General features: G+C 55.9%; 16 protein-coding genes, 1 tRNA gene and 1 pseudogene. 9 read left to right on the top strand and 9 right to left on the bottom strand.

Translation table 11 applies throughout. The features are described from left to right. Window positions 1–484 precede the first annotated feature (484 nt). The 3 genes from M4951_RS07280 to xylA all read left to right on the top strand — a co-directional run bounded on the left by M4951_RS07280 (window position 485) and on the right by xylA (window position 4,347). Window positions 485–1,891, top strand: coding sequence for a Gfo/Idh/MocA family protein (locus M4951_RS07280; protein WP_262025821.1), 1,407 nt, complete (start codon window positions 485–487; stop codon window positions 1,889–1,891). A gap of 118 nt (window positions 1,892–2,009) precedes the next feature. Further along, window positions 2,010–2,831, top strand: coding sequence for an SDR family NAD(P)-dependent oxidoreductase (locus M4951_RS07275; RefSeq protein WP_262025820.1), 822 nt, complete (start codon window positions 2,010–2,012; stop codon window positions 2,829–2,831). A 205-nt stretch (window positions 2,832–3,036) separates the two neighbouring features. Next, complete coding sequence (xylA, locus tag M4951_RS07270; protein ID WP_262025819.1) at window positions 3,037–4,347, top strand: xylose isomerase; 1,311 nt, start codon at window positions 3,037–3,039, stop codon at window positions 4,345–4,347. A gap of 111 nt (window positions 4,348–4,458) precedes the next feature. Here xylA and M4951_RS07265 read toward each other — a convergent pair whose 3' ends face one another. The 4 genes from M4951_RS07265 to M4951_RS07250 all read right to left on the bottom strand — a co-directional run bounded on the left by M4951_RS07265 (window position 4,459) and on the right by M4951_RS07250 (window position 8,588). Further along, on the bottom strand, window positions 4,459–6,642 hold the full coding sequence (locus M4951_RS07265; RefSeq protein WP_262025818.1) for a chemotaxis protein CheA: 2,184 nt from the start codon (window positions 6,640–6,642) through the stop codon (window positions 4,459–4,461). Window positions 6,643–6,688: 46 nt separating this feature from the next. Then, on the bottom strand, window positions 6,689–7,105 hold the full coding sequence (locus tag M4951_RS07260) for a response regulator (RefSeq protein ID WP_262025817.1): 417 nt from the start codon (window positions 7,103–7,105) through the stop codon (window positions 6,689–6,691). A gap of 233 nt (window positions 7,106–7,338) precedes the next feature. Continuing rightward, the gene (locus M4951_RS07255) at window positions 7,339–7,965 is read right to left on the bottom strand and encodes an HAD family hydrolase (protein WP_262025816.1); all 627 of its coding nucleotides are present in this window, start codon (window positions 7,963–7,965) and stop codon (window positions 7,339–7,341) included. Further along, complete coding sequence (locus tag M4951_RS07250; protein ID WP_262025815.1) at window positions 7,962–8,588, bottom strand: DUF1080 domain-containing protein; 627 nt, start codon at window positions 8,586–8,588, stop codon at window positions 7,962–7,964. Before M4951_RS07250 ends, M4951_RS07255 begins: the two co-directional genes overlap by 4 nt. A gap of 494 nt (window positions 8,589–9,082) precedes the next feature. Between M4951_RS07250 and M4951_RS07245 the strand changes: the two genes are divergently transcribed. After that, on the top strand, window positions 9,083–9,277 hold the full coding sequence (locus M4951_RS07245) for a hypothetical protein (RefSeq protein ID WP_262025814.1): 195 nt from the start codon (window positions 9,083–9,085) through the stop codon (window positions 9,275–9,277). 9 nt (window positions 9,278–9,286) lie between these two features. Here M4951_RS07245 and M4951_RS07240 read toward each other — a convergent pair whose 3' ends face one another. The 3 genes from M4951_RS07240 to M4951_RS07230 form a co-directional block, all read right to left on the bottom strand. Next, on the bottom strand, window positions 9,287–10,387 hold the full coding sequence (locus M4951_RS07240; RefSeq protein WP_262025813.1) for a hypothetical protein: 1,101 nt from the start codon (window positions 10,385–10,387) through the stop codon (window positions 9,287–9,289). 33 nt (window positions 10,388–10,420) lie between these two features. Next, a complete protein-coding gene (locus M4951_RS07235) occupies window positions 10,421–10,906 on the bottom strand; it encodes a hypothetical protein (RefSeq protein ID WP_262025812.1) in 486 nt (161 codons plus the stop codon). A 103-nt stretch (window positions 10,907–11,009) separates the two neighbouring features. After that, the gene (locus M4951_RS07230; protein WP_262025811.1) at window positions 11,010–11,243 is read right to left on the bottom strand and encodes a hypothetical protein; all 234 of its coding nucleotides are present in this window, start codon (window positions 11,241–11,243) and stop codon (window positions 11,010–11,012) included. 558 nt (window positions 11,244–11,801) lie between these two features. Here M4951_RS07230 and M4951_RS07225 point away from each other — a divergent pair. Further along, a complete protein-coding gene (locus M4951_RS07225; protein ID WP_262025810.1) occupies window positions 11,802–13,346 on the top strand; it encodes a 2-isopropylmalate synthase in 1,545 nt (514 codons plus the stop codon). Window positions 13,347–13,448: 102 nt separating this feature from the next. Here M4951_RS07225 and M4951_RS07220 read toward each other — a convergent pair whose 3' ends face one another. Further along, window positions 13,449–13,943, bottom strand: a complete 495-nt coding sequence (locus M4951_RS07220) for a DUF420 domain-containing protein (RefSeq protein WP_262025809.1) — start codon at window positions 13,941–13,943, stop codon at window positions 13,449–13,451. 631 nt (window positions 13,944–14,574) lie between these two features. Here M4951_RS07220 and M4951_RS07215 point away from each other — a divergent pair. Then, window positions 14,575–14,660, top strand: a tRNA-Leu gene (locus tag M4951_RS07215). Window positions 14,661–14,925: 265 nt separating this feature from the next. On the opposite strand, the pseudogene M4951_RS25635 reads toward M4951_RS07215, so the two are convergent. Further along, window positions 14,926–15,747, bottom strand: a pseudogene (locus M4951_RS25635) (tyrosine-type recombinase/integrase); the annotation flags it as partial. Window positions 15,748–16,660: 913 nt separating this feature from the next. Here M4951_RS25635 and M4951_RS07205 point away from each other — a divergent pair. From M4951_RS07205 to M4951_RS07195, 3 genes are read left to right on the top strand one after another with little or no spacing between them, the layout of a single operon-like run. Next, window positions 16,661–19,102 carry a type I restriction-modification system subunit M gene (locus tag M4951_RS07205; RefSeq protein ID WP_262025807.1) on the top strand — a complete coding sequence of 814 codons (2,442 nt, stop codon included), beginning with the start codon at window positions 16,661–16,663 and terminating at the stop codon, window positions 19,100–19,102. After that, a complete protein-coding gene (locus tag M4951_RS07200; protein ID WP_262025806.1) occupies window positions 19,092–20,288 on the top strand; it encodes a restriction endonuclease subunit S in 1,197 nt (398 codons plus the stop codon). Before M4951_RS07205 ends, M4951_RS07200 begins: the two co-directional genes overlap by 11 nt. Then, on the top strand, window positions 20,285–21,013 hold the full coding sequence (locus M4951_RS07195) for a hypothetical protein (RefSeq protein WP_262025805.1): 729 nt from the start codon (window positions 20,285–20,287) through the stop codon (window positions 21,011–21,013). Before M4951_RS07200 ends, M4951_RS07195 begins: the two co-directional genes overlap by 4 nt. Window positions 21,014–21,021 lie beyond the last annotated feature (8 nt).

The following is a 21,021-nucleotide window of genomic DNA, read 5'->3' as shown; positions in this document are numbered from 1 at the left end:
ATCGACAACCTTCAAAATGCAAAATCGTGATCTACCAGTTCGATGTACTCTAGTTCATTCGATAGAAAGTGACGACTAGGGATAGCGACGGTTCCTGCCCCCGTAACTCCCCTCTTTTCGGGTCAACCGGCGTCAATTATCACCTCTCCGCTGTTAACGGAATTCAGGCATTCATTGCCCCTCACTTAACGCGTTGCGTTCCTCCTTCACACAGGTCCGTTTGGGGGGATCGGTCCATCATGAAAAAGACTTCACGTTCCTGAGAAGTTGAATTGCGGTTATTTGGTTTTTTTGGCTGACAATTGTCTCGAATCCCCCCTCAAAAACTGGATTGGAAGATTCTGAGCGGATACACTTAGCTCAACAACGCCGCAAATGCGCAAACAAACGAGAAGTATTTCCCGTTGATGTGGACGCCTACCCTCGTCACGCCCACTCCGACGAGTCCGCATCGATTTCACGTTCGCCCTAGGAGAGACGCTCAGTGAGTCAAGCGAATCATTCCGACCGCCGCCAGTTTCTGAAAACCGGCGCTATCGCCGCCGCCGGCGTCGCAGTTCCCTACTATTTTTCTGGCGCAAACGTCCAAGCGGACGAGTTGAAAAACGAGTCCGCGAATGATCGCCTGATTGTCGGCTGCATCGGCACCGGATCGCGATGGGGCGCCGTCGGTCCGAACGCGATGAAATTGGGAGATGTCGCGATCGTCTGCGATGTCGACTCCAATCACGCCGAGCAAGGACGCAAGCGTTGCGAAGACGCCAACAAGCAAAAAGGGCGCGAGCGAAAAGTCGACGTCGTCGAAGATTATCGCAAGGTCTTGGACCGCAAAGATGTGGATATCGTGACGATCGTCACGCCCGATCACTGGCACTCGAAAATCGCGATCGAAGCGATGAAAGCCGGCAAAGACGTCTACTGCGAAAAGCCGCTGACGCTGACGATTGACGAAGGCAAGAAGATCTGCAAGGTCGCCAAAGAGACCGGCCGCGTTTTCCAGGTCGGCACCCAACAACGCAGCGAAATGGGACAGCTCTTCCTGAAAGCGATCGCACTGATCAATCAAGGTCGCATCGGCGACATTCAAAAGGTGCACGTCGCGATCGGCGGCTCTCCCGACAGCGGCCCGATTCCAGTCGCCGAAGTGCCGAAACAGCTCAACTGGGAAATGTGGCTCGGTCAGGCGCCGCTCGTTGACTACCGCTTCAAGGGAAAAGGAAACGGCAATTCCCGTTGTCATTACGAATTCCGCTGGTGGTACGAATACTCTGGCGGCAAAATGACCGACTGGGGCGCCCATCACATCGACATCGCCCAATGGGGTCTCGATCAACAAAATGTCGGCGGTCCGGTTAGTCTCGAACCGATCATGGTCGAGTTTCCGACTCCTTTCCAGGACGGCATGCCGACGCAAGACGATCGCTACAACACGGCGACCAAGTTCCATGTCCGTGCGATGTACCCCGGCGATATCGAAGTCAACATTCGCGACGAATGCAACGACCTCGGTTTTGGTAACGGCATCCTCTTCGAGGGAACCAAAGGCCGCTTCATGGTCAACCGCGGCAAGCTGGCTGGCGCTCCGGTCGAAGAATTGAAAGACAATCCGCTGCCCGAAGACGCGATTCAAAAGATTTACAAAGGGATGACCCCGGCGGGCGGCAACGCTCACATGGCGAACTTCTTTGAATGCGTCAAACTGCGGAAAGACCCGATCTCCGACGTCTACTCGCACCATCGCGCGATGACGACCTGCCATCTGGCCAACATCGCGTTGCGTCTGGATCGCACCGTGAAATGGGACGAAGAATCAGAGCAAATTGTCGGCGACGACGACGCCAACCGCTGGTTGTCCCGCGAAGCCCGCAAAGGATACGAAGTCACTGCGTAGTGAGAGAACGCCCCGTTCTCGCAACACCCCGGGCCTCGGTTGGGCAATTGCCTGCCGAGGCTTTTTCGTTATCATCGCGAAGGATTTCTCTTTTCTCCCTTGGCGAAACAGCGGCCGGATGACCTACTGGAACGAAAAAGTTGCGCTGGTGACCGGCGCTTCGCGCGGGCTGGGACTCGCGATCGCGCGACAACTCGCCCGTCAAGGAGCGACGGTCATCTTAACCGCTCGCGATCCAGCCGATCTGGCCGCCGCCGCCGAGTCGCTGAAAGGGCTCTCCGGCGCAGCGATCCCCATCGCGGCGGATGTGACGTCCGATGACGACGTGAAACGTCTCGAGAAAGAAATCGAGTCGCGTTACGGTCGACTTGATTTGCTAGTCAACAATGTTGGGATCTCGTCGCGTGGGAAGCTGCTGGAGACGCAACTGGCCGACTTTCGCCGCCAGTGGGAACTGAACGTGATGACGGCTATTCGTTGCGTCCAAGCCTTTGCTCCCTTGATCACGCAGCGCAAAGGACACATCGTCAATATCGGTTCGTTGGCCTCCAAAAGCGCCGCTCGCTTTATAGGTCCCTACGCGACCACCAAATTTGCATTGGCCGGTTTTACCCAGCAACTTCGGCTGGAACTGGCCGACACTGGGGTTCACATCCTGCTGGTTTGCCCCGGTCCGATCGCGCGCAACGATGCGGGCGCACGCTATGACGATCAGGCCAGCGACTTGCCTGCCGAAACGCGCCAGCCTGGCGCCGGCGTCAGACTGAAAGCGATCGATCCCGCTCAATTAGCGACGGCGATCTTGAAGGGATGCGAAAGTCGTCAGGCCGAGCTTGTTGTGCCCTGGAAGGCGCGCGTGCTATTCGCCGTTGCCCAAATTTCTCCAGAATGGGGAGATTGGTTGCAGGCGAAGTTTTCGTCTCGCAGCTCGCGTACGTAAGCAAACTCAACATGTAACAAATCGGCGCCCGATTGAAAAATATCTACGGTCGACGAAATTCCTGTCGGTTGAACGCCGCTAGTCCGCGCTTTATGATGCTCACTTTCTCGCTATTGATTTGACCGAATGAGAGGGACTGCGAATTCGCCGTTTTCGATACGCAGAACTTTCTTCCCAGCCACTCCATCCCCAGCAAAGAACCGTCATGGCAGCGTTTCCCGAAGTCGACAAGATTCAATACGAAGGTCCCGATTCGAAGAACCCGCTGGCCTTTCGCTGGTACAATCCAGACGAAGTGGTCGAAGGCAAAACGATGCGCGATCACATGCGGTTTAGCGTTGTCTATTGGCACACGTTCCGCGGCTCCGGCGCCGATCCGTTTGGTCCCGGCACAGCAGTGCGCCCCTGGGATGACGGCACTAACTCAGAAGAGAACGCCGTCAAACGCGTTAGCGTCGCCTTTGAGTTTATTGAGAAACTAGGGGCCCCCTACTACGCGTTCCATGATCGCGACGTCTCGCCAGAAGGCGCTTCGCTGAGCGAAACCAACAAGATCTTTGACGCCGTCGCCGCGGCCTTGAAATCCGAGCAAGAGCGGACCGGCATTAAGTTGTTATGGGGAACCGCCAACCTCTTCAGCCATCCCCGTTTCATGCACGGCGCCGCGACCAGTTGCAATGCCGACGCCTTCGCCTTTGGCGCTTCGCAAGTGAAAAAATGTTTGGAAGTAACCAAGGAACTGGGGGGCGAAAACTATGTCTTCTGGGGCGGTCGTGAAGGTTATCAAAACCTGCTGAACACCGACATGAAGCGAGAGCTGGATCACCTGGCGAAGTTCTTTCACTTGGCGGTCGACTACGCTAAAGAGATCGGCTTCACAGGACAGTTCCTCATCGAGCCGAAGCCGAAAGAGCCGACCAAGCATCAATACGACTTCGATTCGGCCAACTGCCTGGCCTTCCTCAAGTCATATGATCTGGACAAGCACTTCAAGCTTAACCTGGAAACCAACCACGCGACGCTCGCTTCGCATACGATGCAGCACGAGTTGGAATACGCCGGTATGAACGGCATCCTCGGTTCGATCGACGCCAACACCGGCGACCTGCTGTTGGGCTGGGACACCGACCAATTCCCAACCAACTACTATCTGACGACCGAAGTGATGCTGTCCATCCTGAAGTATGGCGGCCTCGGCGCTGGCGGCGTCAACTTCGACGCCAAAGTGCGGCGCGAAAGCTTTGAGCCGATCGATCTCTTCTATGCTCATATCGGCGGCATGGACGCGTTCGCCAAGGGGCTGAAAGTCGCCGCCGCAATTCGGGCGGACGGCGAATTCGACAAGTTCACTAAGGCTCGCTACGGCAGCTGGGACAGCGGCGTCGGCGCCGAGATCGAAGCCGGTAAGCACGACCTGAAGTCGTTGGAAAAATATATGCTGGCCAAGGGGGAAGCCGCGGCCAACGTCAGCGGTCGTCAAGAGTTTCTCGAGAACTTGTTCAACCGCTATATGTAGACCGTCGCTGCAACCATCGAGCAGGGAAATCGCCGCCAGCGTGAAAATGCTGGCGGCCTCTTTTTGCGCTCCTCTGGAACGCATCCAAGCGCCGTGCGCCGCATGCAGAAATCATCGCTTCAAAGAACGAATAATCTCGTTGGAGGACAAGACCAACGCTAGTTCGCCGCCGCCGAGTTGGGCGACGCCGCCAATCGCGCGGACATCTGGCAGAATGTCCTGCAGACTGTTGACCACCACTTTTCGTTTGCCAACCACCTGATCGATCATCAGACAGACGTCCCCTTGCTTGCTGGTCATCAACACCGCCGACAGTCGATCGCTCTTCTGTTTCGAATCGCGGGGAATGTCGAGCATTTCGGCAAGCGAAACCGCTGCATAGGTCGTGCCGCGAAGCGTGACAACCGGAGCTCCGCCGGCGGTTTTCAGCTCTTCGTACGGCAGATCAAGCACTTCACGAACGGCGTCGAACGGCACGACGAAGCGTTCTTCGCCTTCGTGGATTAACAGCCCATCAATCACCAACACGGCCTGGCGAATCGGAATCTCAATCGTAAAGTTTGTTCCGACGCCCAAGGTCGACTCGACGCGGATCTCGCCGCCGTTCTCTTGCACCATGGTGCGGACCACATCCATGCCGACGCCGCGTCCCGAGATCTCGGTCACTTGTTCGGCCGTTGATAGTCCTGGATGGAAGATGAGTTCGATCGCTTCTTGATCCGGCATTCGCTCGGCTTGCGACTCGGTGATCGCGCCGCTTTGAACCGCTTTGCGACGCAAACGATCAGGATCAATTCCGCGGCCGTCGTCGCGAATCGAAATCAATACGTGCGTACGGGTCATCTCGGCCGACAGCCACAAGTTGCCTACTTCATTTAAACCACGAGCCGTGCGATCGGCAGGCAATTCCAACGCGTGATCGGCGACATTTCGAATCATGTGCGTGAGCGGCGCATCCAGTTCTTCCAGCAGCGACTTGTCGACTTCCAAGTCTTCGCCGGCGAGATGAACGTCCAGTTTCTTCTCTAAGCTGTTGGCTAAAGTGCGGGCCATCCGCGGGAACTTGGAGAACATGCCGCGAATCGGTACGCGTCGCAGCGAAACGACGCTCTTTTGCAAACGGTTGGCTTGCAGATTGAACGAGATGTTAACTTGCCGCAGCTCTTCGACCAGTTCGCGGAGCTCGCGAGAACTCGTCATCCGACTTTGAATGTCTTTCAACCGTTCACAGGTGATAAACAGGCTAGAAACGTCATCCAAAAAGTTATCGATACTTTCTTCGTTGACGCGCAGGAAGCGGGTCTTCTTTGCGTTGGCGTCTTTCTTCTGAGCGGAGTCGTCGTCGACATCGCTTTCCTGCGATTTGGCGATCGGACCTTCCGCCGGCGGCGGCGTTTCAGGCTCTGCCGGCGCTTGCGGCTTCAGCGATTCCAGCACCGGCGACAGCTGTTCCCAAATGATGCTGAGCAGCATTCCGTCGACGCCGATACCGCTGTCATAAATTGCTTTGAAGTTACGACTAGCGTCTTCGAGCGTCGATTGCAACGCCGATTCCGATGCGTTGCGAGCACACAACTTCAATTCGGACAGCGATTCCATCAGAGCGGTCGAACAATCGTCGTCAAACGGTTCGGTTTCGCCCTGGACGAACAATTCGATCAGCTTGCGAACCGAACGCGTTAATTCGACGCCGCCGAGCACGAATTCTAGGGGAAGCAATTCCGCAGGCGCAGCGATCTGTTTTATTAGCTCAGAGGGCGCCGAGAGCTGCCCCAATTCCCGAATCCGTTCGGCCCAGTGAAGCGATTCCGGAAATCCGGCCGCCGTCATTTCGTCGGCCATCTCCAGCAAATCGGCGATCAACGCGTCGCCGGCGGCGTCTTCATCGGCGCCTTTTGTTTTCGAGAGTACGGCGACCTGCTCCAACAGCTTTAGGTCCGCTTCGCTCAAAGTTTCTTCGTGCGTTTGATTTTCTACCGCATGCAGCAATTGGTCGAGCGAATCGATCCCTTCAATCAGCGCACGACAGAGGTCTTCGGTCAGCGGCGTCTTTTGGTTGCGTACTTCGTCGAGCGCGTTTTCCAACGAGTGTGCGAACTTCTTGATCGCCGTGAGGCCGAAGAAGCCGGCGTTGCCTTTGATCGAATGGACGGTTCGAAATACCGAATGGACCGCTTCGGAGTTGTTCGAATCCGATTTGAAAGCGTTCAGTAGTGCCGGCAAATCCTGAATGGCATGCACCGATTCATCGATGAATCCCGCTAGCAGTTCGTTATTGGCGTCGTGTTCGCTCATGATGACTCAATTTGCCGCTGCGCTGCCCGCGCATCAGGGATTGTGTTTAGGTCAGTTGCCGCTGTTTCAGTTCATGCAATGCGTTCCACCAACGCAACTGTTTTTCAAAGGCCGCTTCGAGCACTTCTTTGAGCGTATCGAACTTTTCAACAGGCTTAAATAAGCAAGACTCCGCTCCAAAACGCATCGAATCCAGTACGGTCGACAACGTCACCAGGCCGGTCAGCATGACGACTTGAATGCCTCCATCGTATTGCTTGATGTCCTGCAGCAATTCGAGTCCGTTAATCCGCGGCATCTCGATATCGAGGATGCACACGCGAATCGAACTGTCGAGCAATACTTTCATCGCTTTCTCCGGTTGCTCCAGAGAAATGACGTCATATCCAGCACTCGACAACTGCCGCCCAACCAGGCGCAGGATCTGCGGATCGTCATCGACATGCAAAACTTTTTTGTTCATTCCGGTCCTACGCTCCCGAGAATTTCGATTCTGACATCCCGGCCGCCAGATCGCGTTCGCCTGCCCTTGTGACCGTCCCTGCGACGGATTTCCCCTGTGGACAAGACATGAAAGAGTAGGGAACGATTTGAGGCGCGGCGGCGAAACGGACGAAAATTCCATTTTCCGCTAGACGGACGCCCTTATAACAGGCCCAAACTCACCTTTCAGTCGTTACGGCCGTCACAATCGCGCTAACCGGCCAAAATACCACGGGCAGCCAGATCTTCTCGCAGTCGATCAGCGCCGATAAACAGCACCGCGTCTAATCCGTACTCCCGAGCGCCTGCGACGTTCTCGGGTCGATCGTCGACAAAGAAGATCGACGCCGGCGCGACTCCTGCTTGCTCGATCGCCGCTTGATAGATCCCAGCGTCAGGCTTCATCGACTTCGCTTCATAGCTCAACACGTATTGTTCAAAGCACTGGTGCAAAAACGGATAACGCCCGGCGATGCAAAAATCCCAGTGACACGCACACGTGTTCGACAAGATCCCCAAGCGGCGCCCTTGCTCATGCAGCGCCTCGGCGATTTCGATCACCGGGTGATTGAGCTCAAAGATGTCGCTCGCCGCCAAGGCCAACTCGTCCTGGATCGGCGAGCGGCCTGTTTGCTGGCAGAAGTAGGCGTGAAACTCGGCGGTGTCGATCTCGCCGGTTTCGTAGCGAATCTGCATGCCGCTAAAGAAGACAACGTCGCGCACCTGCTCGACCGGCGCATCGGCGACCTGGGCCATCTGCCGACAGGCCCGGTCATGATCGAAATACAAGAGGACGTTCCCCAGATCGAAATAGAAAAACTCGATCGGCTGCGAGCTCATAGCTTTTTCAATTGCAACTTGCGATACGACGCTTCGGCCGCCGGCCCAGAGTGAATCTGCAAACCGATAACCCCGGTTCGGGCAATCGCGCCATCCGCTTCGGTGTAGTCGACCGTTTGCAAATCGTTGACCCAGATTTGAATCTTCGGGCCCTGGCACCGAATCTTCAAACGATTCCATTCGCCGCTCTTCACCGTTTTGGCGACCTCGGCGGCCGGGCCTTCCGCCATAAAAACCTTGCGGCGCGATTCGTCATACAGCGACCCCCAAATCAATCGCGCCGGCGTGCTTCCCATGTCGCACTGGAAACCGATCATCTCGTGATGATTCGGAATCCGCTGGCTGCGAAACTGCACGCCGGCGTTGGTCCCCTGACCAACCAGCTTCGCCTCTAGGGTCAACTCAAAGTCGCCGTACTCTTCTTTGGTGCAAAGAAACTCGTTGTTCGGAATCGCCTTCTTCAGCGACCCGGCGACAACCGCTCCCTCTTCCACCCGAAACCATTCGCTTTTTCCTTCCCAACCCTCCAACGTCTGGCCATCAAAGATCGACGTTGCGTCAGCGGCCTGCAGCGAAGCGGCGGAGAGCGCTGCAAACAGCAGCGAAAAGCAAAAGCGGGGCATGAGCGGGACTCCGGAAGAAAGTTGGCAGGTCGTAAACTTGCTTCCAGGATAATAGAGCGGCGAGCGCCAAGCTAGATTGCAGCCGCGAATCTTAGAAGAAGGAAACGCGCCGTCTTGCTTTGCTTATTCCTTGAACGTCCCGATACATCTCGACTGTTGCGGAATGACCTTCAGGCCTGCTCTGAGGGTACTCAATGCCATGAACCTCGATGATGTGATTCAGCGATACGCTCGCCAACACGATCTGGAACTTGAAAAAAAACTCGGCGATGGAACGGATGGTCTTGTCTACAAGACCCACCAAACAACCGCTATCAAAGCGTTCGATCGCGAAAAGCAATTCTACAACGAATTAGGATGTTACCAACGCTTACAAGAGTTGGAATGTAACAAATTGGGATCTTCGCCATCCCTCTACTGCGTGGCTTTGACGAATCGCTCCGCATCATCGAAATGAGCGTCGTCACTCCCCCCTATCTCTTGGATTTTGGCAAGTGCTATCTGGATGTCCAGCACCCCGATTATCCGGCCGACGCAATCAGTATGAAATCGAGCGACAAAGGGAAGAGTTGGGAGAAGACTTCGGCATCATGCAAATGGCGATCGCCCAACTGCGTCAATTCGGCATTCATTACATCGACGCCAAGCCGCGGAACATTCATCCAGGTCGCCCCAATTCGTCACGCTGATCTTCCTCCTTATCGCCGCACGTCAAACCCACGCATCCGCGGCGTATCGTACTGCGCTTGCGGCAGATAATTGGTCGGCTGCGGCGGCATCTGGTTGACCGGCGCGTTGGCTGGAGGAGCCATCGTGTTGTAGGGTTGCACGGGATAGGGCGTTTGCGGCGCGGCCTGATAGGCAGGCTGCGGTTGCGCCGGATATCCGCTGGATGGGATGTAACCCGGCGTCACGCCTGCTGATCCGGCTGGCGGCGCGTTCCCAGTCGGCGTCATTTGCAGATTGGGATCGGCCAGGTTGATCGACCGCGCGTCGCTGCGTTGCGGCTTCATAAAGACATTCGGCGACGACGGCGGTTGATTGATTCGATAGTCGTAAACGTTGATCGTGAACTCCATCTGGGCCGGCGGCAGTTTCAGATCAATCCGATGCGGCAGCGAGACGCCGGTCGTCGGATCAAAGCGATGGGCCGAAGCCAAGGCCGACGCCAACGTGTTACCTGCCTGATCGTAAACATGCTGCTGCAGCACAAAGCCATAGGTTTTGTCGATCACCGTCGACTTGGTGATCGTCCCGCTGGGACCGCTGATCTGCGTTCGTATTTCAAGGTTTCCATCGGGCGTGGGATAAGGCCCCTGATGATTGCCGCCGGGCTCAAAGATCACCAGCCCCATCGCCTGCGAAATCCAGGTCGGTTCAACCGGCAACAACTGCCGCGCGTTGCTGTACTGATACTGATCGTGCCGGCAATAAACCAACCCCGGCCAACCGCCGACGGTGGACCATGCCCAGAACTCTTCGTTGTTGCTGCCGAAGTCGAGGACCTGTCCCATCAGAGCCGCTTCGCCGGTCAAGCGAAAGTTGAGCGGCGGCGCCATCGAGATATTCGCGCGAATCACTGGATAGCCATGCAGCGAGATCGTCGCGCCGGTTGTTTCGGCGGTTTGCACGCGGGCCGTGTTGCCGTTTACCTGGGCGATGATTTGCTCCAACGTCGGCTGCGTGGCGAACGCGACCGGTGCGTTGTTGACCGGCATCGGCCGCAACATCGCCGGACAGCCAGCCCCCATCGACATGCAGAGGACGCCGCACCAAAGAAGCAGCCAGAATGGTTTCACGTACACGGCTTCCATGCCTTTCGCGGATCGGCTTTACGCCGCCGATTCGAGTAGTTGAGCAATTTCGATTTGAATTTCGGCGATCCGCGCCGCACCTGGGTTTGCAACCGGCACTTCATACTGCGTCTCGCGTTTCGCGCTAAAGACGACCAGCATCTCCGGCCCCTCCCCTTCTCCGCTCGCATCTTCCAGGCGCAAGATCTTGCGGCGAATCATCAGCAGCGCCATCACGTAGCGCACATCTTCTTTGGTCGGGTCTTCGGCCAAACTTTCAAAGTAGTCGAGCATTACGTCGCTCGGCGCCCAATCGGGACCGCGTGATTTGCCTGACGGCAATTCCGACTTCCACCAGCCGACGGCTCCTTCCGGCGCTCCTTGCCAGGCTTCGACTGAGTAGTCTTGGCGCACCACTTCGGCGCCATCGCGGACCAAGACCGAATAAAAGGTCTCGCCTGGCGAAAGTTCTCGATCGGTTGCCGCACAACGGCGCGTGCACCGCTGAACATCAAAATCCATCATCGGCAGTCATTGCGCACAGGTGCGCCTGGGCAAAATTTTACGGACCATCACAAGCCGCCTATTGCAGACCGGCGGCGGATAGTACGCGATTCGCCGCAGTCGTTCAATACGCAGTATAGAAGCGTGCGTCGCTTCCTCCAGAACCAATTTCAAATCGGACCGAGCGATAGCACTTGGGGCATTTCCCCTCGTAGTGCGTTCCCTCCCGATTCTTATAGATGCGCACGTAGGTGCTGCAGCAGGTGAACTGCACCCCTAAAAAGTCGCGACGCGTCGGTCCCCCCGTCGAAGATCGCGGATTGGGATCACTGCTAAAATCAATCGAATCGCCCGGCATAGCGAGACTCCTCCTCCTCGTTTTCTCCTACCGCAGCGCGAATTCTACCGCTCTCCCGGCCCGTAATCCTAGGTTGATTTGGCCCCCAAACAGCCAACCGCCCCCCAAAATTGTCCTTGGCCCCTGCGCTGCGATTGTCTTAAAGTTCGATGAAGCCCCTCTTTCGGTCGCGGGAATCGCCAATTGCCGGTTGACTGAACCTTCTGGCGCAGTTAAAGTCCCTACAGAAGCTTGACTACTTTTGTAGCCCAAAACTAACCGAACAAAAACGATGCCCTGCATTTCGCTATTACCCCTGCTACTACTAACCGGTCATCGGCCGCAGGGGACAGCGTAGACAGCGCTTGCATCAAACGTTTAGCTGGAAACCCCAAGGCCCCCCGAATTGGCCCTGGGGTTTTTTTATTGGATTTACCGCAAATGACTTCCCATTTTCTCCCTGACGCATCGAACTTCGCGAGTCGCGGCCGCCTGCTGCTAGCCGCGCCGGCGCCCGGCCGGCCCGTCGATTCGATACATTGTTGAATATCCACCTTCGTCAGGTTTACTTGAGATACCATGTCCAATCAACGCACTATCAAGATCTTTGACACCACGCTCCGCGACGGCGAGCAATCTCCCGGCGCCAGCATGAACTTGCCCGAAAAGATGGAGATCGCCCAGGCGCTGGTCGACCTGGGAGTCGACGTCATCGAGGCCGGCTTTCCGATCGCATCGCCCGGCGACTTTGAAGCGGTTCACGAAATCGCCAGCAACATTCGCGGCGCTTCGATCTGCGGTCTGGCCCGCTGTAACGACCGCGACATCGATCGCGCCTGGGAAGCGTTGAAGTCGGCCAAGGCGCCGCGCATCCATGTCTTTCTCGCAACCAGCGCGATTCACCGCGAGTTCAAGTTGAAGATGTCGCCGGACGAAATCGTCGAACGCGCCATCGCAGGCGTCGCTCGGGCAGCCGGCTATTGCGACGACGTCGAGTTCTCACCCGAAGACGCAGCTCGAACCGAACCCGACTTCCTGTGCCGCGTGGTCGAAGCGGCGATTAAAGCAGGCGCCACCACGGTCAACATTCCCGACACCGTCGGTTACGCGACCCCTTCGCACATGGGCCGCGTCATCAGCGACCTGGTCAATCGCGTACCGAACATCGATCAGGCGATCATTTCGGTTCACTGCCACAACGACCTCGGCCTGGCGGTCGCCAACAGCTTGGCCGCGGTGGAAGCGGGCGCCGGTCAGATCGAATGCACGATCAACGGCATCGGCGAACGTGCCGGCAACTGCGCCTTGGAAGAGATCGTCATGGCGCTGCGAACTCGCAATGACTATTACAACGTCGATTCGCGCATCAATACCGAGCGTCTTGTTCCGACCAGCCGATTGGTGTCGAGCGTCACCGGCATGCAGGTGCAACGCAACAAAGCGATTGTCGGCCGCAACGCGTTCGCGCATGAGGCCGGCATTCACCAAGATGGCATGCTGAAAGAGCCGTCGACCTACGAGATCATGCGTCCCGAGGACGTTGGTTTCGCCAAGACCGACCTGGTGCTCGGCAAACATAGTGGTCGCGCGGCGTTGGCCGATCGAGCGAGAAGTCTCGGCTATCACATGACCGGCGAGCAATTGCAGGCCGTCTTTGAGCAGTTCAAAGAGTTGGCCGACAAGAAGAAAGAGATCTACGACGGCGATATCTCGGCCCTGTGCGAACAACAGATCCGCGGCAGCGACTTGACCAAAGAATGGTCGCTCGTCTCGCTCGAAGTTTCGTCCGGCACCCAGCGGCAACCGAACGTCAAGATGACTCTGGCTCACGCCGGCGAAGAACATTCCGCCGAAGTCTCCGAAGGAGACGGACCGATCGACGCCGCATTCTGGGCCGTCGAACGAATCACCGGCGTCAAGCTGAACTGCAAAGACTTCCAAGTCCGCAGCGCCACTTTAGGCCGCGACGCCCAAGGAACGGTCACCGTCGACATCGACCACAACGGCACGATCTTCCGCGGCCGCGGCGTATCCACCGACACCGTCGAATCAACCGTCCTGGCGATCCTCGACGCCGTCAATCGCATCTGCTGGAAAACCGCTAGGCCGGTCGAAACGACCTAGAAGAAAAGCAGAAACGGGAAAGCGGAAGAAGAGGTAGGTCAGGCCTTTGGCCTGACGAAAAACTAAGCTTCTTTCGCTACTCCCTCTTCTTCCGCTTTCCTTTCAGCTCGCCACAAACCCCAGGTAATAGAATATCCACCCCGTCACCGCGGTCATCGTCATGCCGATCGCCGCGAGTCGGGCCCAAAACTTGTGGGTGTTGCTATAGCTGTTGGGCATCACCGGACTCGGAAATTTGCAAATCGCTTTCAGGATCACAAAGATCCAGAGCAGCGGCGTGGGAATCGCGAAGGCCAAGTGAATATAGAGACTCGTGTCGACCGTCCCCGACGCGTAATACGGAGACGGTTCGGCCAGTTCGCGCCAGTTGGTGAAAAACCGCATATCGATCTCGAACGCGATCACCGCCAACAACAGCACGACCCCCAGAATGATTTGCAGCCATTTGTGCAGGTTATACATCCGCCGAAAGCGAACCAGCGCGATGCTAATCGCCATGATCACGATCACGCCAAACATCGCCAAAAAGACGAAGTCGAGCATCACCGAACCGCGGGTCGGTAAAAATCCATAGTTTTGCGCAAACAGCGATAGCATCCCTGTCGCCCCCAAAAGTGAATGCCTGTGAATGCGGATAGTTTAGCGAGAATTTGCGGCCTAGTAAGCGCCTGCCCGCTTTTCCCTTATCGGCAATCGCCAGGGAACGCCACAAACCAATCGCCCCAATCGCGGCCAGGAACTTCCGCGGCGAAGTTGATTTGCAGCCTATACTTGTGACGATTGCAACCGATCGCCAAAATAGCGTGACCGCAGAAAAGCGGAGAGCGGCAAGCCGAAAGCGGAAAACAACGCCGTAGGCGGCGCCATAGCCCCAGCATCAGCATCTTCGTAGCCCGAAGCGCAAGCGAGGGAAATGCGGACGCCAGCAAATAACGACCATTGAATCCCAACAACAACCCCACAGCAAACTAGTGTTCTGTCACGCGACAATTTTCAGGCGCCATGATTTTATTAGCCGTAGTGCGTTAGCACCGGTTTCTGATGGGAACTCATTTGCGAAAGACAATTGGTAACAGAAACCGCGGCTAACGCCGTGCGGCTGATTTCGTGGAAGCCGAAAATAGCGGTTTGACACAACACTAGCCCGCGGCGCAAGCCAAGGGAAAGCGTTCCAACCAACTTAAAACCCCAACACTCAAATCCAGCGCCACCCCAGGCGCCCGACCACGGCCGAGTGGCGAAATTGGCAGACGCACAGGACTTAAAATCCTGTGGAGGGTAACCTCCGTGCGGGTTCGATCCCCGCCTCGGCTACTTTGTTTTCAGCAATATCAGAGCATATCGAAGTAAGTCGTTGCCTTACTTCACGTTCCGACATTCCCCCTAAATCGCCCTGCTCCGATATTTCCAACAATTCCGCAACTTGCAGCATCAGATACGGCATCAGTTTTTCCGCGGCGCCATCTGAACCCGCTGCCGCCGGCGCTGCTTCTGCTTCGCCAGACGCGACGTCAAAATCTTCTTGGCGAACTTTCAGATAATGTTTGTGGGCGATCTTCGGACTGTTGCCCAACCACGCGCACACGATGTGCGTTCGGTATTGCGATTCCAATTCGGTCTGACGCGTCGAGCGTAGCGACTGGAACAACTTCGGCCACGGCAACACGCCAGACCGGCCAATGATGATTCCCATCCGCTTCCGCAAATACGCGTCATTCAGCGTTTTTCCCTTCCGGTTCGCTGTGATGACGTACTTGGCGCCATCGGGCGCCTGTTCTTGCGCCTCTAGCAGCAGCGGCCGTAACTCGGCGAAGATTGGGATATGCCGCTCGGCCTTTCCCTGAAAGCGTTTCGTCTTCGGCGATCGAATCAAAATCTTGTTCTGGTCCCACAAGATGTCATCCCACGTTAGCCCGTTGAGCTCGCTAGGAATCCGCAGACCGCCCCAGCGTGCAAAGGCGAAAATCAGCCGCCACTGAAGCGAAGGGCACGCCTCGAGCACTTTCTGAGAGTCTTCGGCCGTTAGATAGGCGACTTCGCCGACATTGGCGATAGTCTTCACGTTGGCGAAGGGATTTTCGTCAATCAGCCGCTTGCGTAGCGCCGCATTGAAGTACAACCTAGCGCAAGTGATGTGCTTATCGATCGTCGCCAGCGACTTGATGCCTTTGACCTTATGGGCGATATGCCGATGGAAGTCGTCCGCATCGCCGGGCGAGATCGCCGCCAGCATCTTCTCTTTGCCAAAGAACTTGACCAGATAGTTCTTGCTCGACTCGTTCTTGCGACGCGTGCGGTCTTCCCAGTCGGTACGGCTCTTGAAGTATTCGTCTAAAAACTCTTCCAGCTTATAGACGCGCCGGCTGGCGATCAGCCCCACGGCTACCAGTTTGCGCGTCATCGCCGTTCCCAGCGACTTTACCCAAGCCGACGTAGCGTCTGGTACGGCTGTTCCTGATTTAGCAGACGCGTTTAGATGCTCGATGTGACCGGCAATCGTCCTTGCCGCTTTGATCGTCGTCTTGCTGACTGAAACGCCTCGGCGTTTATTGTCGCGATCGTAGAATTGGATTAGGTAGCACCCCTTGGCGCGCACTTGAATAGAAGCCATAGCGATGTGTCTCCGTTCGTAGAGAATTCGCCATCCGTGGACTTTTCGCCGAGGCGCTTTCCTTGCCGCGACGTGGCTATTCTACCCGTTCTGTCGGTTGCGCGCCAGCTGCGAAATGCCGCAAGTTCTCGATTCTCCTATCTTGGATGATGCTACCGCAAGCCAGTACAAATGCGTCTCGAATTGCCAGCGTGACACTTCATCAAGAAATTTCCCAACTCAACAGGAGGAGGAGGGGCATCCTGTAAAAATTCCTATTACGTGCGAAAGCGGCGCAGCGACTAACCCTCAACCCGCCCCACCCCACCGGGAAGGACCCGGCGAATTCTCCACCGCGCCGGCCGCTAGAGGGTCCACCCCCTCGAATTTTGCCAGAAAACGCGTGCGTCTAACGAGCGGTGCAAATGCCGAAAGCCGGGATGACTTCGCCGCCCCTCCCCTTCGCCGTCGCACACCGATAGCCCCCCTACCTTAATTCGCGAAAATTCAGGCGCGCTTCACATGCGGTGCAAATCCGCAGCGCCGGCATGATGCCTGGGCCCCTCCTGCCCTGTCCTCTTCTCTCATGGCAACGCCCCCCAGCTTCCCCTAAACTGGGCCTTTTGTCTCGCTACTGCGGGACATGCTCGGTCAATATCTTGCTTAATCTCCGCCGCAGCGGCATTGACGCCTACGCTCGGCGATTGCTGGAAGGGAATCTCTCTTGGCACTGAAGAAGTCGGAACTTTATTCCTCGCTCTGGTCTAGCTGCGATACGCTCCGCGGCGGGATGGACGCCAGCCAGTACAAGGACTACGTCCTGTCGATCTTGTTTATCAAGTACGTCAGCGACAAGTACGACGGCAAGCCGTTTGCGCCGATCAAGATCCCGCCCGGGGCCAGCTTCAAGACGATGATCGCGCTGAAGGGCAAATCGGACATCGGCGATCAGATCAACAAAAAGATCATCGCACCGTTGGCCGCCGCCAATCAGCAACTATCCCAGTCCGACTTTCCCGACTTCAACGACGCCGTCAAACTGGGCGACGGCAAAGAGAAAGTCGAGCGGCTGACCGAGTTGGTCGCGATCTTTGAGAGCGAAAAACTCGACTTCTCCAAGAACCGGGCCGATGGGGACGACATCCTCGGCGACGCCTACGAATACTTGATGCGGCACTTCGCCACCGAAAGCGGCAAGAGCAAAGGGCAGTTTTACACGCCGGCCGAAGTCAGCCGCATCATGGCCCAAATCCTCGGGATTCGTATCGCCAAAACTTCTAGCAATACAACCGTTTACGATCCGACTTGCGGTTCTGGTTCGCTCCTGCTCAAGGTCGGCGAAGAAGCCAAGACCGAGGTAACGCTTTACGGGCAAGAGAAAGACGCGACCACCAGCGGTCTTGCCCGCATGAATATGATCCTGCACAACAACCCGACCGCGACCATCGTGCAAGGCAACACGCTTTCGGGGCCCAAGTTCTTAGATGGGGACGCCCTGAAGACGTTTGACTACGTCGTCGCCAATCCTCCTTTCTCTGACAAACGCTGGACCACCGGGATTGATCCGCTCAACGATCCCCATGGGCGCTTTAGCACGTTCGGCGTGCCGCCGGCCAAGCAGGGAGACTTCGCCTATCTGCTGCATATCGTCCGCTCGCTCCGCAGCACCGGGACGGGGGCCTGCATTTTGCCGCACGGCGTGCTGTTCCGCGGCAATGCTGAGGCCGAAATCCGCACCGCGTTGATTCGCAAAGGCTACATCCAGGGAATCATCGGTCTGCCGGCCAACCTGTTTTACGGAACCGGCATTCCGGCCTGTATTGTGGTGGTCGATAAGAAAGATGCCGCTAAGCGGACCGGCATCTTTATGATTGACGCCAGCGACGGCTACATCAAAGAAGGCCCCAAGAACCGCCTCCGTGCGCAAGATCTCCACAAGATCGTCGACGTCTTCAATCGTCAGCAGGAAATCGCCGGCTATTCGCGGCTGGTTCCGTACGATCAGATCGAAAAGAACGATTACAACCTGAATCTGCCACGATACATCAACAGCCGCCAGACCGAAGATATCCACGACATCGCCGGCCATCTGCAAGGAGGCATCCCCACGGCCGATGTCGATTCGCTGGATCGCTATTGGGAAGTCTGCCCCAAGCTCCGCGCGGCCCTCTTCCACAAGAATCGCCCCGGCTATGTCGATCTGGCGGTCGACAAGGCTGCAATCAAAACGGCCATCTATCAGCATCCGCAGTTCGCCGCGTTCATCCAGCAGATGAACGAGCATTTCGACGAGTGGCGCAAGCGGGCCGCCGCCAAGCTGCGCAAACTGACCGCTGGCTGTCTGCCGAAGCAGGTCATCGCCGATCTCTCCGAAGGCCTACTGTCTCACTACGCCGATCGTCCGCTGATCAATCAGTACGACGTCTATCAGCATCTAATGGACTACTGGGCCAACGTCATGCAGGACGACGTCTATCAAATCGCGGCCGAAGGATGGCAAGCCGAGACCTACCGCATTTTGGTCGAAGACAAAAAAGGGAAAAAGCGTGACAAAGGGTGGGCGTGCGACCTGATCCCCAAGCCGCTGATAGTGGCCCGCTATTTTGCCGATCAACAGGCGAAGATTGACCAGTTGCAAGCCAAGGCCGAAAACATCGCCGCCCAATTGACCGAACTAGAAGAAGAACATGCCGGCGAAGAAGGCCTGCTGGCTGAACTGGAAAAGATCAACAAAGGGACCGTCGCGGCCCGGCTGAAGGAAATCGCCGGCGAAGCGGATGCAGCCGAAGAAATCGCCGTTCTAGAACGATGGAAGAAGCTGAACGCCAAAGAAGCGAAGTTGAAAGGAGAGATCAAAACGGCCGAGGACGAACTGGACCAATCGGCGTACGACAAGTATCTCCAACTCAGCGAGAAGGACGTCAAGGCGCTGGTGGTCGATGACAAATGGCTGGCGACACTGGATACCGCCGTACATGGCGAAATGGACCGGATCAGTCAAGCGTTGACACGACGCATAAAACAACTGGCAGAGCGATACGAAGCGACGTTACCTGAACTTTCTGACCGCACAAGCAGGTTAGAGGAGAAAGTACTGGGACAGATAGAGAGAATGGGAATTGCTGTTGCGAGGTCTCGTTCCATGGAGTCACAAAATGACGACTAGCTTTGACGCGATCCGACGGAGCTACAGACAAACTGAAGTCGGCATAATTCCTGACGACTGGGACGTCCAGCCGCTTGGTGCACTTACTTTGAGAATGACAAATGGATTTGTTGGTCCGGCCATTCGTCACTACACAAATAGCACCGACGGCATACTTTATATCCAAGGATACAACATCAAAGAGAATTCGTTTGAATTCCATGGCATAAAGTACGTGACGCAAGAATTCCACAAAAGGAATATGAAGTCCTGCTTGCGCGTCGGTGATATGCTAACGGTGCAGACTGGCGACGTCGGACTTACGGCTGTTGTGTCTGAAAAGATCGCCGGTTCAAATTGCCATGCTTTGATTATTTCGCGATTTGACAAGAACAAGGTTCAGTCAAATTTCATCTCTTTCTATCTTAATAGCGAACCCGGTCGATCTCGATTAAGGTTGATCGAAACCGGAACGACGATGAAGCATTTAAACGTTGGCGATATGCTGTTTTTTTTAGTGCCGCTACCGCCGACTCTCGCTGAGCAGCAAGCCATCGCCGAGGCCCTGGGGGATGCCGACGCCTGGATCGAGTCGCTGGAAAAGCTGATCGCCAAGAAACGCGACCTCAAACAAGCCGCCATGCAGCAGCTGCTGACCGGCAAGATGCGTCTGCCGGGATATGCTGGGGAGTGGGAGATCAAACCAATTGGAAAAGTCGCTCCTTTACAGCGTGGGTTTGACTTGCCAAACGCGTTACTGCGTTCGGGAAGATTTCCGGTAGTCTATTCGAACGGAATCGCCAACTACCACCGGGAATCAAGAGTTAAAGGCCCTGGTGTTGTAACAGGGCGATCTGGCACCATAGGAAACGTCACTTTTGTCGAAGATGATTTCTGGCCTCATAACACATCACTTTGGGTCACCAATTTCAACGGCAACGACGAGAGATTTATTTATTATTTGTATACGACGCTTTCATTTGAGCAATTTGCCACTGGCTCCGGAGTGCCAACGCTCAATCGAAACAATGTACATGAGTTCAAAGTGCATCTTCCACCATCACGTGCCGAACAACAGGCTATCGCGGGAGTTTTTGCCGACATAGATAGCGAACTCGCGATCCTCGGAATCAAACTCGCTAAGGCAAAGCAAATCAAGCAAGGAATGATGCAACAACTGCTGACCGGGATGGTTCGACTGGTATGAGCTCTCCAAATTCACTCCAATATTTCATCGGCTGGGACGTCGGAGGCTGGAACTGTGACAAGAATGCAAAGAGTCGTGACGCGATCGTTATTTTAGACGCAGATCGCAAACTCGTCGGAAGGCCATGGCGCAAGAACTTGCGAACGTTCTTAGAAAACTCACCAACAACCAAAGATTGGCTACTGTCACTATTCCGACTGTGCTCGGCAGACATACCGCACAGTGAATTTCAAGTGACCATGGCGATTGATACGCCGTTAGGTTTCTCGACTGAATTTGTCGAACTCATTGCCGCAGGCAGGATAAGCGTGCCGGCTCACAAATCTTTGGACAATAAATATTTGTTCAGGCAAACGGAGCGTCATCTGGCAAGTCTCGGCTGGTCACCATTATCGGCCATAAAAGACATGATTGGCAGCCAAGCGACCAAAGGCATCCACGCCCTTGCTAAATTTGCGCCCAGAATTGAATCCACCGGAGTATGGACGGATGACAAGTACCTGACCGTCATTGAGACCTATCCGACCGTTTGTCGTGACGTCCCCCCGGTACGCGATTGGGTTGCTGAGCATCCCCCACAATCCCACGAAGATATTCAAGACGCGCTCGTTTGCGCAGTAGTCGCTTCGCTATTTGCAACGGCACCGGAGAATTTGGAATCCCCGAGTGCCGAAGTTCCCAAATCTGAAGGCTGGATCTGGTTTCCACGCAATTGCGAAAACTAAGAAAGTCA

Source organism: Blastopirellula sp. J2-11 (assembly GCF_024584705.1).
Taxonomy (GTDB): Bacteria; Planctomycetota; Planctomycetia; order Pirellulales; family Pirellulaceae; genus Blastopirellula.
This window is presented reverse-complemented; position numbering and strand designations above follow the sequence as displayed.

Excerpts from the sequence above, each read along its gene's own strand:
- M4951_RS07275 (WP_262025820.1), top strand. The coding sequence starts at position 2,010 with ATGACCTACTGGAACGAAAAAGTTGCGCTGGTGACCGGCGCTTCGCGC.
- xylA (WP_262025819.1), top strand. The coding sequence starts at position 3,037 with ATGGCAGCGTTTCCCGAAGTCGACAAGATTCAATACGAAGGTCCCGAT.
- M4951_RS07265 (WP_262025818.1), bottom strand. The coding sequence starts at position 6,642 with ATGAGCGAACACGACGCCAATAACGAACTGCTAGCGGGATTCATCGAT.
- M4951_RS07260 (WP_262025817.1), bottom strand. The coding sequence starts at position 7,105 with ATGAACAAAAAAGTTTTGCATGTCGATGACGATCCGCAGATCCTGCGC.
- M4951_RS07255 (WP_262025816.1), bottom strand. The coding sequence starts at position 7,965 with ATGAGCTCGCAGCCGATCGAGTTTTTCTATTTCGATCTGGGGAACGTC.
- M4951_RS07250 (WP_262025815.1), bottom strand. The coding sequence starts at position 8,588 with ATGCCCCGCTTTTGCTTTTCGCTGCTGTTTGCAGCGCTCTCCGCCGCT.
- M4951_RS07235 (WP_262025812.1), bottom strand. The coding sequence starts at position 10,906 with ATGATGGATTTTGATGTTCAGCGGTGCACGCGCCGTTGTGCGGCAACC.
- M4951_RS07230 (WP_262025811.1), bottom strand. The coding sequence starts at position 11,243 with ATGCCGGGCGATTCGATTGATTTTAGCAGTGATCCCAATCCGCGATCT.
- M4951_RS07225 (WP_262025810.1), top strand. The coding sequence starts at position 11,802 with ATGTCCAATCAACGCACTATCAAGATCTTTGACACCACGCTCCGCGAC.
- M4951_RS07220 (WP_262025809.1), bottom strand. The coding sequence starts at position 13,943 with ATGCTATCGCTGTTTGCGCAAAACTATGGATTTTTACCGACCCGCGGT.
- M4951_RS07200 (WP_262025806.1), top strand. The coding sequence starts at position 19,092 with ATGACGACTAGCTTTGACGCGATCCGACGGAGCTACAGACAAACTGAA.
- M4951_RS07195 (WP_262025805.1), top strand. The coding sequence starts at position 20,285 with ATGAGCTCTCCAAATTCACTCCAATATTTCATCGGCTGGGACGTCGGA.